Source organism: Methyloversatilis thermotolerans (genome assembly GCF_000372885.1).
GTDB lineage: Bacteria > Pseudomonadota > Gammaproteobacteria > Burkholderiales > Rhodocyclaceae > Methyloversatilis > Methyloversatilis thermotolerans.
Window position 1 is genome coordinate 3,297,090 of the sequence record NZ_KB889967.1, and the last position, 14,413, is coordinate 3,311,502.

General features: G+C 65.4%; 16 protein-coding genes. 10 read left to right on the forward strand and 6 right to left on the reverse strand.

Features of this window, described 5'->3' with window-relative positions; genetic code table 11:
- Nucleotides 1-3: 3 nt before the first annotated feature.
- Together A3Q7_RS0115035 and A3Q7_RS0115040 are read left to right on the forward strand one after the other, a co-directional pair.
- The gene (locus A3Q7_RS0115035) at nucleotides 4-3,105 is read left to right on the forward strand and encodes an efflux RND transporter permease subunit (RefSeq protein ID WP_018412726.1); all 3,102 of its coding nucleotides are present in this window, start codon (nucleotides 4-6) and stop codon (nucleotides 3,103-3,105) included.
- Between the two features lie 85 nt (nucleotides 3,106-3,190).
- A complete protein-coding gene (locus A3Q7_RS0115040; RefSeq protein WP_026224883.1) occupies nucleotides 3,191-3,529 on the forward strand; it encodes a P-II family nitrogen regulator in 339 nt (112 codons plus the stop codon).
- A gap of 79 nt (nucleotides 3,530-3,608) precedes the next feature.
- On the opposite strand, the gene A3Q7_RS0115045 is transcribed toward A3Q7_RS0115040, so the two are convergent.
- The 3 genes from A3Q7_RS0115045 to A3Q7_RS0115055 are packed head-to-tail and all read right to left on the reverse strand — an operon-like array spanning nucleotide 3,609 to nucleotide 4,502.
- Nucleotides 3,609-3,794, reverse strand: a complete 186-nt coding sequence (locus A3Q7_RS0115045; protein ID WP_018412728.1) for an oxidoreductase-like domain-containing protein — start codon at nucleotides 3,792-3,794, stop codon at nucleotides 3,609-3,611.
- Entirely contained in the window at nucleotides 3,791-4,126 is a 336-nt protein-coding gene (locus A3Q7_RS19965) for an Hpt domain-containing protein (protein WP_232417997.1), read from the reverse strand. The genes A3Q7_RS0115045 and A3Q7_RS19965 overlap by 4 nt, the downstream gene beginning before the upstream one ends.
- A gap of 55 nt (nucleotides 4,127-4,181) precedes the next feature.
- A complete protein-coding gene (locus A3Q7_RS0115055; protein WP_018412730.1) occupies nucleotides 4,182-4,502 on the reverse strand; it encodes a DUF1840 domain-containing protein in 321 nt (106 codons plus the stop codon).
- A 69-nt stretch (nucleotides 4,503-4,571) separates the two neighbouring features.
- On the opposite strand from A3Q7_RS0115055, the gene A3Q7_RS0115060 reads away from it, so the two are divergent.
- The 7 genes from A3Q7_RS0115060 to A3Q7_RS0115090 all read left to right on the forward strand — a co-directional run bounded on the left by A3Q7_RS0115060 (nucleotide 4,572) and on the right by A3Q7_RS0115090 (nucleotide 8,968).
- Entirely contained in the window at nucleotides 4,572-5,462 is an 891-nt protein-coding gene (locus A3Q7_RS0115060; RefSeq protein ID WP_018412731.1) for an ROK family protein, read from the forward strand.
- Nucleotides 5,463-5,568: 106 nt separating this feature from the next.
- Entirely contained in the window at nucleotides 5,569-5,835 is a 267-nt protein-coding gene (locus A3Q7_RS0115065) for a BufA1 family periplasmic bufferin-type metallophore (protein WP_026224884.1), read from the forward strand.
- Nucleotides 5,836-5,882: 47 nt separating this feature from the next.
- Complete coding sequence (gene bufB / locus A3Q7_RS0115070; protein ID WP_018412733.1) at nucleotides 5,883-6,716, forward strand: MNIO family bufferin maturase; 834 nt, start codon at nucleotides 5,883-5,885, stop codon at nucleotides 6,714-6,716.
- Nucleotides 6,700-7,473, forward strand: a complete 774-nt coding sequence (locus A3Q7_RS0115075; protein ID WP_018412734.1) for an HvfC/BufC N-terminal domain-containing protein — start codon at nucleotides 6,700-6,702, stop codon at nucleotides 7,471-7,473. Before bufB ends, A3Q7_RS0115075 begins: the two co-directional genes overlap by 17 nt.
- Nucleotides 7,474-7,475: 2 nt before the next feature.
- Nucleotides 7,476-7,943, forward strand: a complete 468-nt coding sequence (locus A3Q7_RS0115080) for a DoxX family protein (RefSeq protein ID WP_040570698.1) — start codon at nucleotides 7,476-7,478, stop codon at nucleotides 7,941-7,943.
- Nucleotides 7,944-8,035: 92 nt separating this feature from the next.
- A complete protein-coding gene (locus A3Q7_RS0115085; protein WP_018412736.1) occupies nucleotides 8,036-8,554 on the forward strand; it encodes a hypothetical protein in 519 nt (172 codons plus the stop codon).
- Nucleotides 8,555-8,593: 39 nt separating this feature from the next.
- The gene (locus tag A3Q7_RS0115090; protein ID WP_018412737.1) at nucleotides 8,594-8,968 is read left to right on the forward strand and encodes a hypothetical protein; all 375 of its coding nucleotides are present in this window, start codon (nucleotides 8,594-8,596) and stop codon (nucleotides 8,966-8,968) included.
- 245 nt (nucleotides 8,969-9,213) lie between these two features.
- Here the strand turns inward: A3Q7_RS0115090 and A3Q7_RS0115095 are convergent, their stop codons facing one another.
- Together A3Q7_RS0115095 and A3Q7_RS0115100 are read right to left on the reverse strand one after the other, a co-directional pair.
- On the reverse strand, nucleotides 9,214-9,669 hold the full coding sequence (locus A3Q7_RS0115095) for a PA2169 family four-helix-bundle protein (RefSeq protein ID WP_018412738.1): 456 nt from the start codon (nucleotides 9,667-9,669) through the stop codon (nucleotides 9,214-9,216).
- Nucleotides 9,670-9,811: 142 nt separating this feature from the next.
- Nucleotides 9,812-11,812, reverse strand: coding sequence for a methyl-accepting chemotaxis protein (locus A3Q7_RS0115100; RefSeq protein WP_018412739.1), 2,001 nt, complete (start codon nucleotides 11,810-11,812; stop codon nucleotides 9,812-9,814).
- 213 nt (nucleotides 11,813-12,025) lie between these two features.
- Here A3Q7_RS0115100 and A3Q7_RS0115105 point away from each other — a divergent pair, with 213 nt between their 5' ends.
- The gene (locus A3Q7_RS0115105) at nucleotides 12,026-12,592 is read left to right on the forward strand and encodes a GNAT family N-acetyltransferase (protein WP_232417998.1); all 567 of its coding nucleotides are present in this window, start codon (nucleotides 12,026-12,028) and stop codon (nucleotides 12,590-12,592) included.
- On the opposite strand, the gene A3Q7_RS0115110 is transcribed toward A3Q7_RS0115105, so the two are convergent.
- A complete protein-coding gene (locus A3Q7_RS0115110; protein ID WP_026224885.1) occupies nucleotides 12,593-14,338 on the reverse strand; it encodes a pyrroloquinoline quinone-dependent dehydrogenase in 1,746 nt (581 codons plus the stop codon).
- Nucleotides 14,339-14,413 lie beyond the last annotated feature (75 nt).

Sequence of the window (14,413 nt, forward strand, 5' to 3'; positions counted from 1 at the left end):
GCCATGATTGAATCCCTCGTGCGCGGGGCGCTCAAGCAGCGTCTCGTCCTCGTTGTCGTCGCGCTGTGTCTGCTGGCCTTCGGCCTGGATGCGGCGCGCAAGCTGTCGGTGGATGCGTTCCCCGACGTGACCAATGTGCAGGTGCAGATCGCTACCGATGCGACCGGGCGTTCGCCGGAAGAGGTCGAGCGTTTCATCACGGTGCCGATCGAGATCGGCATGACCGGCCTGCCGGGCCTGGTCGAGATGCGCTCGCTGAACAAGCCCGGATTGTCGCTCATCACCCTGGTGTTCACCGACCAGACCGATGTGTACTTCGCGCGCCAGCTCGTGATGGAGCGCCTGCTCGAGGTGCGCGACCGCATGCCCGATGGCGTGGTGCCCGTGCTGGGCCCGGTGTCTACCGGTCTGGGCGAGGTGTACCAGTACACGCTGGTGCGTCCGGACGACGGGGATCGCGAACTGACGCAGCAGGAATTGACCGAGCGCCGCACCATCCAGGACTGGGTGGTGCGACCGCTGCTGCGGTCCACACGCGGCGTGGCCGAAATCAACTCGCAGGGCGGCTATCAGAAGCAGTACAAGGTGCTGGTGAATCCGGACCGGCTGCGCCATTACCAGATCACGGTGAAGGATGTGTACGAGGCGCTGGCACGCAACAATGCCAATGCCGGCGGCGGCATCCTGCCGCAGAACGCCGAACAGTACCTGATACGCGGCGTCGGCCTGGTGAAGGACCTGGACGACATCCGCCTCATCGTGGTGAAGGAGACGGGCGGTACGCCGGTGTACATACGCGATGTCGCCGACGTGACATTCGGCCACGCGGTGCGGGTGGGTGCGGTGGTGAAGAACGGCACCACCGAAGCGGTCGGCGGCATCGTCATGATGATGGCCGGCGGCAATGCCAAGGCCGTGGTGTCGGACATCAAGAAGAAAGTGGCCGAGATCAACGACAACAACATGCTGCCGGGCGGATTGAAGATAGAGGCCTACTACGACCGTTCCGAACTGGTAGACGCGGCGCTTGCCACCGTCATCAAGGTGCTGATCGAAGGTGTCATCTTCGTTGTCATCGTGCTCTACCTCTTCCTCGGAGATCTGCGCTCGTCGGTCATCGTGATTTCCACGCTGGTGATCACGCCGCTGGTCACCTTCATGTTCATGAACCAGCTCGGCCTGTCCGCCAACCTGATGTCGCTCGGCGGGCTGGCCATCGCCATCGGTCTGATGGTGGATGGATCGGTGGTGGTGGTCGAGAACGCATTCGAGCGCCTGGGCCATGCCAAGGAAGAGGGCGAGAGCCGCATCCGCGTCATCCTGTCCGCAGTGATGGAAGTGGCTACGCCGGTCATTTTCGGTATCGGCATCATCATCCTGGTGTTCCTGCCGCTGATGACGCTGCAGGGCATGGAAGGCAAGATGTTCGCTCCGCTCGCCTATACCATCGCCATCGCGCTTGCCGTTTCGCTGGTGCTGTCGCTGACGCTCACTCCCGTGCTGTGCTCCTACATGCTCAAGGGGGGGGGCGACCACGATACCTGGCTCATCCGGACGCTGAAGAAGCCCTATGTACCGATGCTGGAATGGGCAGTGAAGAACACCAGGAAGACGGTGGCGCTTGCCGTGGCCGCCTTCGTCGGCGCGGTCCTGTTGCTGCCCTTGCTCGGCACCGCCTTCATCCCGGAAATGAAGGAGGGTTCGGTGGTGCCTGCAATGGACCGTGTACCGAACATTTCGCTGCAGGAATCGCTGCGCATGGAGCGCGAAGCGATGCGTCTGGTGATGGAGGTGCCCGGGGTCAAGTCTGCGGTATCCGGCGTCGGTCGCGGCGAATCGCCGGCGGACCCGCAGTCGCAGAACGAATCCACCCCCATCGTTTCGCTCAAGCCGCGCGACGAGTGGCCCGAGGGCTGGACCCAGGAAACCATCCAGGAAGCCATGCGCGAGAAGCTCACCGCGCTGCCGGGCGTCAACATCATCATGGCGCAGCCGATTTCCGATCGCGTCGATGAAATGGTGACCGGTGTGCGCGCCGACGTCGCGGTGAAGATTTTCGGTGACGACCTCGACCTGCTCAAGTCCAAGGCCGACGAGATTGCGCGGGTTGCACGCACCATCCAGGGTGCCAGCGAAATCAAGATCGAACGCGTCACCGGACAGCAATACCTGACGGTGGAGATTGATCGGCGGACGATTGCGCGCTACGGTTTGAATGTCGGTGATGTGAACGATCTGATCGAAGCGGCCATCGGCGGTCGCCATGTGACGGATGTGTTCGAGGGCGAGCGTCGTTTCGCAGCGGTGGTCCGTCTGCCGGAGCGCTTCCGCGACAATATCGAGGCGATCCGCAACCTGCTGGTGCCCACGCCGGATGGTGCGGGCATTCCGCTGTCCAGCCTGGCCACCATCGACGTGCGCGACGGCCCGGCGCAGATTTCGCGCGAAACCGGCAAGCGCCGCATCGTGATCGGCATCAATGTCGCGAATCGTGACCTCGGCGGTTTCGTGGCAGAGCTGCAGCAGAAGGTGCAAGCCCAGGTGCAACTGCCCGAGGCCTACTACTTCGAATGGGGTGGGCAGTTCCAGAACATGGAGCGCGCGCTGGGTCACCTGTCCATCATCGTGCCGATCACGGTGGCAGCGATTTTCTTCCTGCTGTTCCTGCTGTTCGGTTCGCTGCGCTTTGCCACCCTCATCATCACGGTGCTGCCGTTCGCATCGATAGGAGGTGTGGTCGGACTGTTCGTCAGTGGGGAATACCTGTCGGTGCCGGCATCGGTGGGCTTCATCGCGCTGTGGGGCATCGCCACGCTGAACGGGGTCGTGCTGGTGTCCTACATCCGGGGCCTGCGCAACGAGGGCATGGAACTGATGCAGGCTGTCGTGCAGGGCGCGAAGATGCGTTTCCGGCCGGTCATGATGACGGCGACGGTAGCGATGCTGGGCCTCGTGCCCTTCCTGTTCGCGACCGGGCCGGGCTCGGAGGTGCAGCGCCCGCTTGCCATCGTGGTGATCGGCGGGCTCATCACCTGCACGCTGCTCACGCTGGTGGTGGTGCCTGCGCTGTATACATGGTTCGACGACAAGCCGTTCGAAGCTTGAGCTTGACAAATGGATGCGCCACATCGACCTGCCGCCTGCCCGGCGGGGCGGTGTGCGCACACCGCAGGGTTATGGAGAACGCGACATGAAGGAAATTCGGGCCGTCATCCGGCCGAACAAGCTGCCCAAGCTGCGCACTGTGCTGCGTGAAATGCCCGGTTTTCCGGGCATGACGGTGGGCAAGGTGGAGGGTTTCGGCGCGCCGAAGACCCATGTGCCGCACAACATCAAGGAGGAGCTGACCGATTACTCGGCCAAGGTGAGGATAGAAATCGTGTCGCCCGATGAAATGGTCGATGACATCGTGAGGCGCATCATCAACATCGCCTGCACCGGTCAGACCGGAGATGGACTGGTCTGGGTGGTGCCGATAGACCGCGCGGTGTTCATCAACAAGACCACGGTGGGGTCGCCGCACGGCTGATTGCCGCCAGCTTTCGCGATGAACCGGGCCGGTACGCTCTTTCCGGGGCGTACCGGTCTTTTTGTCTGCGCGCGTGGAATCAGATTCCGGGGCGCGCCTCGGGATGGCGCAGCAGCCAGGCGGCGTAGCGTCTTTCGTAGTCGAGCTTGTGTTCCTGGTACACCGTCCACACGCAGCGGTCACAGCCGGACTCGCAGCATTCGGATTCGGAGGGCATGTCGGGGGCGATCGGGGCGGGGTCGTCCAGCAGCAGTTCTTCGGTCATGAATCCAGTCGTTCTCGAATGAGACGGGCCGCATTTTCGTACTGCCCGCGCAGCTTTGCCAGCGTGATCGATGCTGCAGCGCAATCCGGATGCTGCGCGTCCAGGGCGTGTTCGAGCTCGCGCGCCGCACTTGCCGTTCTTGCGGCGCCCACGTTCAGGCTGCTGCCCTTTATCGCATGAGCGCACAGACGTGCGGACTCGATGTCCCGCTGCTCGAGCGCGTGCTGAAGTTGCTCGAGACGGGCATCGGTGTCCTCCGCCCAGGCAGACAGCACCACATCCAGTGAGCCACCCACCATTTTGCCGAGTTCTGTCAGCCGGGCGGTGTCCATCACAGGCCGTGGGTCCACATCGCTGTCCGGGAGGTCGCCCATCTGCCCGCCGCCGTCAGCTTTCCCAGATCACCGGCTCGCCGGCCTGCAGCGAGCGCTCGAGCTGCTCCACCAGGGGCGCCGCTCGCTGTGCCAGCGATACCGGCATCAGCATCGCAGGCGGCCGGTCTTCGTCGTCGTCCTCGGCTACCGATCGCTCGGTCTCGCGGCTCGCGGCCACCGCCGCCTTCAATGCCGCGATGGCGGCCGGAAGTTGTTCCAGCGTGATAATTCCGCGCGCCTCGAAAGGTTTGCCGATCGCCTGCAGCAACTGTTCCGCGTTTTCGCCGAACATGAGGGTATCGGCCGTGGCCCGGGATTTGAAGGTGACGATCATGAATGCAGCTCCACTTTGCGCAGATATCGGAATGAACACCATTTTCGCGCGCCTTGCGCCGGAGGCGTCATGCGTATAGGCATCGATCTGGGCGGAACCAAGACCGAACTGGTCGTACTCGATGAGTTCGGTGCGGTCCGTATGCGCGACCGGCGCCCAACCCCTGGCGGCGACTACCTCGCCACGGTAACCCAGATCGCCGCCATGGTGCGCGACGCCGAGATCGCGGTGAACGTCCGCTGCAGCGTGGGGGTGGGCACGCCAGGATCGATTTCGCCGCGCGACGGACTGATGCGCAACGCGAACTCGACCTGCCTGAACCGCCGGGCGCTGAAGCAGGATCTGGAGTCTGCGCTCGCACGTGAAGTTCGTCTGGCGAATGACGCAAACTGTTTCACCTTGTCCGAGGCGGTCGATGGTGCGGGCAGCGGTGCTCAGGTGGTATTCGGCGTCATCCTGGGCACCGGGGTTGGCGGCGGCATCGCGATTGCCGGTCGCGTGCTCGCCGGCGCCAACGGTGTGGCCGGCGAATGGGGCCACAACCCTCTGCCCGGGGCGGGCAATGGCGACGGTCAGGCGCAGCCTTGCTATTGCGGACGCACCGGCTGCATCGAAACCTGGTTGTTCGGGCCGGCGCTGACTGCCGATCATGTGCGCCATGGTGGCGCGCACATGTCTGCGGCCGATATCGCCGAGGCCGCCATGGCCGGGAATACGGACTGCGTTGCATCGCTGCAGCGCTATGAAGAGCGTCTGGCTCGCGCGCTCGCGGGTGTGATCAATCTGCTCGATCCGGATGTCATCGTGCTCGGCGGAGGTCTGTCGCGGCTCGAGCGGCTCTATCGCACGGTGCCTGAACTGTGGCGGCCGCACGTGTTCTCCGATTCCATCGTCACGCGATTGCTGCCGCCCGTACATGGCGATGCGTCGGGTGTGCGCGGTGCGGCCTGGCTGTGGTGAGGGGCTGTGCGACCCTGCCTGGTCGATGTAAGGTCTGCCGCGGCAGGCGGTCTACTGCAACGAAAGCCGGATCGGCCGGCTTCAACCACCCATGAAGGAGAGCACCATGAAGGCATCCGTCGCACTTGGCGCAGCACTGGCATCGGTACTGGCCATGAGCGTGGCTACCCAGACCGCATCCGCCGCCGAAGGCAAGGACAAGGAAAAATGTTTCGGGGTTGCGAAGAAGGGCGCGAATGACTGCGCATCGGCCAATGGCAGCCATAGTTGCGCCGGCCAGGCCAAGACCGACAACGATCCGAACGAATGGAAATTCGTCGCGGCCGGCACCTGCGAAAAGATGGGTGGCAAGACCATGCCGCCGGGCAAGTAAGGTTGTCCGGTATCCGGGGCGCATGCCCCGGTGACATGCTTCAAGCCATGAACCCCATCCCCCGCTGCGGCATCGGCCTGCGCCAGCCGCACTACACCGCACTCGTGCAGTCGCTGCCGCCGCTCGGTCTGCTCGAGGTGCACAGCGAAAACTACTTCCACGACGGCGGCGCCGCTCTGCGCGTGCTGGAGCGGGTGCGCGAGCACTATCCGCTCAGCCTGCATGGCGTCGGTCTCGCCCTGGCGTCGGCCGATGCCGACGACGACGGCCATGTGGAACGTCTGGCTGCGCTGGTCGAGCGTGTCGAGCCGGTGCTCGTTTCCGAGCATTTGTGCTGGGGCCGCGTGGACGGCCGGCATTTCAACGATCTGCTGCCCTTTCCGTACACCGCTGAAGCGCTGCATCGCGTTGCCGCACGCGTGTCGGCCTTGCAGGACCGGCTCAAGCGCCGGCTGCTGATCGAGAACCTGTCGGCCTACGTACGCTTTGCCGACAGCGAAATGACCGAGGCGGACTTCCTTGCGGACCTGGTGCGCCGCACCGGTTGCGGGCTGTTGCTCGACCTGAACAATCTCTACGTGAACGCCTGCAACTTCGACGAGGATGCGCGAGGCGTGCTGGATGTCCTGCCATTGCACGCGGTCGGCGAAATTCATCTGGCAGGACACGAAATCACCGAGCACGGTCGCATCGATACGCATGGACAAGCGGTGTGCGAAGCGGTGTGGACGCTGTTCAGCGAGGTGAGACGGCGAGGTGTGAAGGCGCCCGCGCTGATCGAGTGGGACACTGCTCTGCCGGCGCTGGACGTCCTGGTCGACGAAGCGGCGCGTGCCGACGGCATCGATGCGAGGCAGATGGCCGATGTCGACGCTGCTTGAATCGCAGCGGCTCTTCGCCGCTGCCTTGCTGACGCCCGGTGGCGACGATGCCCTGCTTCATCGCCTGTCGGGCGAGCCGGCGCGCAACCGGGCGCTGCTGTCGATCTATCGCAGGACGTCGATTGCCAATGCGGTCTCTGCGCTTGAACTCAGTCATCCGGTCTGCGCCAGGCTGGTCGGAGCGCAGGGTTTCGAGGCGCTGGTGCGTCATTACCGGGTGGCGATCGCATCGCGCGACGGTGATCTGAATCGCTACGGTTTGTTGTTCGCCGACTTTCTCGACGGCTTCGAGCCGGCGCGTGCGCTGCCCTATCTGCCGGATGTCGCACGACTCGAATGGCGGGTTCATGCGGCGTCAATGGCTGCCGATTGCGAGCCCGCGGATCACACGGTATTCGCCGCTTCCAGCATCGATGAGCTGGCCGTGTCCACGTTGCGGTGCACGCCCGGATTCGCGCTTCTGGAAAGTGCGTGGCCGGTGGTCGATATCTGGTCGCAGCATCAGGAAAGCGATCGTGATCCGCAGGTCGAGCTGGCGCGCGGCGAGTGCGCGGTGGTGTGGCGGGAGGGCTTGCGGGTGAGGGTCATCGCGGTGACGCAGGCCGAGCATGCGTTCTGGGCCGTCGTGTCTGCAGGCGGCAGCATCGAGCAGGGCTGGCATGCCGCCAGCGCGCTGCAATCCGGTTTTGATCTGGCCGCAAGCCTGGCGGGCGCCATCGCCCACGGCTGGCTCGCGGCATCCGTACGGGAGAAATGACCATGAATGCCTTGCATCGATTGCGTGCGGTGACCGAGCGGGTCGCTGGTCTGGCCGATGTGCTGCAGCCCGCGCTGCTGCTGCTGCTGCGGCTGTATCTCGCATCGGTGTTCTTCAAGTCGGGCCTGACCAAGATCGCCGACTGGGACACCACGCTCTTCCTGTTTACCGAAGAGTACGCGGTACCGGTGCTGCCGCCGCCGCTGGCCGCCTTCATGGGCACCGCGGGTGAGCTCGCACTGCCGGTACTTCTCGTACTGGGACTGGCCGGCCGTTTTGCCGCGCTGGGGCTGTTCGTGGTGAATGCCGTGGCGGTTCTGGCCTACCCGGCGTTGTGGGGATTCGAATGCCCCGCCGCGATCCAGTCGCACTTCGCGTGGGGCTTCGGACTGTTGCTTCTGGTCGGTTTCGGGCCGGGCGGCTGGTCGCTCGACCGGTTGCTCGTGCGCCGGATCGGCGCAGCGCGCTGATACATCCGGCAACATCCGCATCATGGCGGATGGGAACATCACGGGCAGGATGCGTGCCCCATCCGGTACCCACCGGCTTCACACGTATCCCCATGAAAAAGAAACTCGACCCGTTGCGATGGACATCCGGCGCACGGGCATTCGGTCTGCCGGCACTTGGCCTGTTCCTTTGCGCGTCACCGGCGCATGCGCAGGACAAGGGCCACACGATAGGACTTCAATTCGCTCCCTACGTCCTGCATTGGGACAGCGATCCCGAGCACGACAACACACCGGGCCTGATCGGCGTGGAATACATGGCGCCGTCGCAATGGCTGGCGGGGGCTTCCATCCTGAGAAACTCGTTCGGTCAGCCGACCGAGTATTACTACGCCGGCAAGCGCTGGGATCTCGACGGCCTGAGCCCCAATCTCTACGCCAAGGTGACCGCGGGTGCCCTGGTCGGTTACACCGGGCGTTACGAGGACAAGATTCCCTTCAACCACGATGGCGTGGCGTTTGCAGTCATCCCGGCGATCGGCTATCAGGTGGATCGATTCAATGCCCAGGTCGCGCTGCTGGGCACCGCTGGCGTAATGTTCACCATAGGGGTGGATCTGTTCAAATGGTAGGTGCGGCTTCGAGCCGTGCCGGCGGGCAGGAGGATCTGTATGGCCATCAGCTGGATAGGAGCGGTCAAGGCGGTGCCCTGGGGCGATGTCATCGCGGCGGCACCGGGCGTGGTGCAAGGCGCAAATGCGCTGTGGGAAAGGGTGGCGAGGAAACGCGGCCGTGACGAGGCGGCCCCTGCCGTCCACCCGGGCGAACCGGAGGGCGATCGCATCGCGGCGCTGGAACGAACGGTGGTCGAGCTGCAGAAGGAAGCGCTCGCATCGTCGCAACTCATACGTACCCTGGCGGAACAGAACGCTCAGCTCATCGCAAAGGCCGATGCGCTGCAGCTTCGCGTGCGTGTGCTCACACTCGCCGGGGCAGGTCTGCTGGTCGCGGTCGTGGCGACTCTGGCGTCGGTACTCGGGCGCTAGCGCGCGCAAATCCGGGTACCGCGTACGCCGGGCGGCCAGGAGCGGCGGTGCGGCATGCTGCGGCCGCCGACTCCGTTCTGTTCCGGCCTTGTCGCAGGCAACCATGCCGCCGCGATGCACGCGATCCGCTCGGGATCACACGACGGTCCGGGCGGCACCGGCCGCGGCGCGCCATCGGCTGCCTGCCGATGACCGGGTGCGGCCGGGCGCGGATCAGGCCTCGTCCGCAGCCCGCGGCGGGGCGTCTACGCCACCGCGCGATACTGTTCCTTCAGTTCGCGCACGCGGTCGTGATTGCGCTGGACGCCGATGAGCTGGCGCTGCACCAGCAGACGCACATTGGGCGGCAGATCTTCGGCGAGCGCCTGACGATAGCTTTCGAGCGCGCGGTCCTCGCCGCGTTCGGCTTCATCCAGCATGGCGACGTTGTCGTCGCCCGGGAAGGCGCTGCGCAGGGACAGCCAGCCGCGATGCAAGGCGCCTTTCACGCTGCCGCCGGTACCCGGTTCTGCCCCGGCCTGCGCCACCGCCCGTTGCAACTCGGCGGCTGCCGCCTGGCACTCCAGAGCGCGGTCGTTGAACATGGACTTGAGCGGGGCGGCGGTCGCGTGTTCCGCGCATTCGCGGAAGCCGTATTCGCCGTCCTTGCACGTTTCGATCAGTGCGTTCAGCGTATCGATGACCTTGGAAGCGTTTGTCATGGTCGTCTCCTGGCAGGTGATGCGGCGCCGGCGGGATGCCGGCACGCCACTGAACTTGCATGCTAGGCGTCAGCGGACGGCCGGTCTGTGGGCTGCCGGCGCAGGACGCTGTAGGTGTGCGCCGACCTGCGCCGAACCGGCATCACAGCTTGAAACGACCCACCAGTTCGCCCAGGTGGTCCGAGGTCCGGCCAAGCTGCTGCAGGGTCTGCGAAGTATGCTGGATGGCCGCGTCGGTGCTCTGCACGACCGTCGATGCCTGCTCTGCCGATTGCGCGAGCGCTGTCGTCGCCGCAGACTGTTCCCGTGTGGCATCGGCAATTTCCCGCACACGCCCGGCGGCGCGGTTCATTGCCTGTTCAATGCCGACGATTTCCTCCGCCACCCGCACGGCACGCTGGACACCGGATTCCACCGCGCCGCGCGTTGCGTGCATGCGACTGACCGCATCGCCGGTCTCGCTGCGCATCGCTTCTATCATTTCGCGGATTTCGGTGGTGGCGCCGCTGGTGCGTTCCGCCAGCTTGCGGACCTCGTCGGCGACCACCGCAAAGCCGCGTCCCTGCTCTCCGGCGCGCGCCGCTTCGATCGCGGCGTTGAGCGCCAGCAGATTGGTCTGGTCCGCGATTTCCCGGATCACCTGGACGATGCCATTGATCTGCTGCGAGCGCTCTGCCAGCCCGTTCAGCGAACTGGCGAGCGTTTCCATGCTCCCCGCGATGTCGCGCATATGACCCTGCATGTCATGCACTGCGGCACCACTGCGCTGCGAGGCTGCACGCGTGTCGGTCATGGTGTCGTCGGCCTCCTTCGCGTGATCCGCGATGTGGCCGATGGAAACGGTGATCTGCTCTATCGTTGCTGCATTGGCATTGGTGCTGCCGGACAGCAGGTGGGAACTGTCGGCAATGCGCTCCGTCGTGTGGCGGACGTCGTGCAGGCCCTGCACCAGCGCATGGCTCTGGTCGCGCACGTCACTGAACATGCGTTGCAGCGTCGACAGGAAGGCATTGACCGAACGTGCCACCCGTCCGAGTTCATCCTGACCGCCCGTTTCGGGAAGGCGCCGCGTCAGGTCACCTTCGCCGCCGGCGAGCGCCTGCATGGCGTCGGCCAGCGTCTGCAGCGGACGGGTGAGCGCGCCGAGCAGCAAGGACAGCACACTGCCCGTGATGAGCACGCTGACCACACCCATGGCAATGGCGGTATAGCGCAGGCTCGCCGCCGATTCGGTGATGACCGCCTCCGGCACCGATACGACGCTGCCCCACCAGGCATCGGCGTCGGTCAGCGCCACCTTCTGCAGGAAATGCAGCACCCCCTGGTCGTCGCGCCAATGCAGGCCGCGTCCTTCGCGCAGCGCGGCAAGCGCTTCGGCGGGCAGATGACTGGCCGTCTTGCCGATCAGCGCGCCGTCGCGGTGCGCGACCACGGTGCCACCGGGCGTGTAGAGCGAAACGGCGCCGACGCCGAAAGGCTTCATCGTGTCCAGCATGCTGACGACCCCATCCAGCGCCATGTCGACGCCGGCAATGCCAATCACCTGACCCTCTTTCCGCACCGGCTGGACCAGCGAGGTGATGAGCATGGGTCTGCCGGCCACGACATACTCGTAGGGATCGGCCAGATACGCCTTTCCGGTCTGCTTGGGCTTCAGGTAGTAGTCGCCGGCGCCCGGCTTGTCGTAATCGACCAGCGGTTCGAGCGAAATCTTGTCGCCATTGCGGCTCCAGTAGGGAACGAAGCGTCCGCTCGCATCGTGGCCGGCGGTGCCGGCGAAGTTCTCGTCACGACCATCGAAAGTGTGGGCGTCCCAGCCTGTGTAGACGCCGAGCAGGCCGGGGCGACCCTGGAGTACCGCCTGCAACAGCGCATTCACGTCTGCGCGGTCCGGCGTGCCGTGTGCGCGCATCCCCTCGAGCGACAGCGCCAGCGTGGACGACACCGACATCGCGTCGTCCAGGGTATTGCCCACCGCGCGGGCCGTTTCAAGCGCCACAGTGTCTGCGCGGGCCATGCCCTGTTCGAGTATGGCCTGCTCGGCGCGCCATGACAGCACACCGAGCGTGATGGAAAAGCCAAGCACCACGGTGGCCACGGTGGACCACAGCAGTTTGGCGCGCAGGCTGAGGGATTGCATCATCCATCTCCGGAAGCGGGTTATCGATACATGTGTACGTCGACCTTCCGCCGTCGTTACTTAAGGATGACTTTTGGTGCATGGCATGCACCACATCCGGAATGTGTCTCTCAGGCGACACACTCCGGGCCGTATCCGGCGCTGTACCGGCCTGTTGCAGCACGGATGACGGGAGCGGCACGCTATCTTGGCGGTCCCCAGTGCAGGCCAGAACCCGTGGATATCCACTCTCCCCGACTTGTCCTCAAGCCGATGGACAGCGCCTTTCTCCGCGCCACCCTGGAGCGACGCCCGGCCGCCGCGCTGTCCGTGCTGGCCGGCTTTTGCGTGCCGGAGGACTGGCGCGAGGAAGTCGATCTTGCGGCGCTGCGTCTCGGCGATCTGCAACAGGACGCCGCGTTTGCACCGTGGTCCTTGCGCGCGGTCGTGTTGCGCGAACCGGAGCTCATGATCGGCCATGCGGGTTTTCACACGGTGCCGGCGCCGGAATACCTCGCCGCCTTCGCGCCCACCGGGGTTGAACTTGGCTACGCGATCTATCCGGCCTATCGCCGCCGCGGCTACGCGCGCGAAGTCCTGACCGCGCTCGTGCGCTGGGCGCATGTCGATTGTGGCGTCACACAGTTCGTCGCATCGGTCCAGCCGCACAACGCGGCATCTTCGTCCTTGTTGTGCAGCACCGGTTTCGTTCGCATCGCATCCTTCATCGATCCGGTCGACGGGCTGGAAGATGTCATGCGGCTGGATGGCGACGCTCTGACCCGGCTGGTCGGCGGCGATTGATCAGTCCGGCGGGCCGAACACGATGACCGCGTCGCCCTGACGATACCCCCAGATCGCGCTGCCGCCGGCCGCGACCGCGACATAGGGTTTGCCATCCAGCGTGAAACCTATCGGTGGCGCGTTTACGCCGGCGCCGGTCTGGAATCGCCACAGCCGCCGGCCGGTGAGACTGTCGAATGCCGACAGGTGGCCATCGCCTTCGCCGGTGAACACGACGCCTGACTTCAGTGCCAGCACACCGCCGACCAGCGGCTGGTCGGTCTTCACCGTCCATTTCAGTTTTCCTCGCTGTTTCAGATCGAGCGCGGCCAGCACGCCCCAGCGCGCTTCGTCGGCCGGCTCCATGCTGTCGTAGCGCTGTGCGGGCTTGTCGGCGGTGGCCGGCGTTTCCTTGATCCAGTAACGCATGGGCATGTGCATGGCGGCGACGAAGGCGAGGCCGCGACCGCTGTCCACCGCAGCGGGCGACCAGTTGACGCCGCCCGCCACACCCGGCGTGATGCGCGTGCCTTCACGGCTGGCTGCGGCAAACAGATTGTCCTGCGGCACGAAGGGGTCGGATTTGTACAGCAGACGACCGTCGCGGCGGTCATGCACATAGAACCAGCCGAGCTTGGAGGCCTGTCCGACCGCCGGCACGACACGCCCGTCGGATTCGCGATGGTCGAACAGCACGGCGGGACTGGCCACGTCATAGCCCCATCTGTCGTGCGGAACCTGCTGGTAATGCCAGGCGTAACGCCCGGTCCGCGCATCGATGGCCACCAGCGACGCGGTGTACAGATTGTCGCCAGGGCGCGTGCTGTCGTTGATCTGCGGACTGGGGTTGCCCACGCCGAAGTACAGCAGGCCGGTTTTCGCGTCGTAGGCCGGCGCGTTCCAGACCGATCCGCCGCCATATTCCCACGCGTCGCGATGGCGCTCCGCCTGGGCCCGCTCTTCAGCGACATTGCGGTTCAGCGCCAGGCCGTCCGCAGTGCGCTCGACGAAATCGCCTTCCCAGCCGCCATCTTCCGGTTTGCGCACGGTGTCGAACTGCCATACGCGCTGTCCGGTCTTCGCGTCGAACGCGGCCAGAAAGCCGATGCCGCCGTACTTGCCGGCCAGACCTACAACCGCGGCGAGCTGTCCGGCCCGGCCCTGTGCATCGATATGCAGGCCATAGCCCACCCCGTTGATGCCCACGATCACCTTGCCATCCACCACCAGCGGGGCGGCGGCCGCTCCGACGCCCGAGCCGCCGCCGACTTCGCCCTTGATGCCTTCACCGCTTTCGGTGATCGCGCTGTCAGGCTTCGCCAGTTCGATGTCCCAGAGCGGCCTGCCGGTCGAGGCATCCAGCGCCACCAGCCGGGCATCGACCGTGGCGACGAACACACGCCCGTCATCCACCGCCACGCCGCGGTTGGCCGGACCGCAGCACAGCTTCCCGCTGCGCTTCCTGTGTGTGTAGCGCCACAGTTCCTCGCCGCTGCGTGCGTCGAGCGCGACCACGTGCGAGCCGGGCAGCGATACGTACATGCGGTCGCCGACCACGATGGGCGTGGCCTGGAAGGTTGCCGCGATGCCGCTCTGATAGATCCACTTCGGCACCAGCTTGCGCACGGTCTTGGGGGTGAGGCCGGGCAGGTCGGCGAGCCGGGTGTTCGCCGGATCCAGTCCGAAACTGGGCCACTCGCGATCGGCGGCTGGCGCGGCCTGGGCCAGACACAACATGATGAGGGCGGGGCAGAGCACTCGGCGCATGGCGGTCAGTCATGGTGGTGGAGCCGGCATCATAGGGTGACGCCGTCGCAGGGTCATCCGGCGGTGCACGATGAA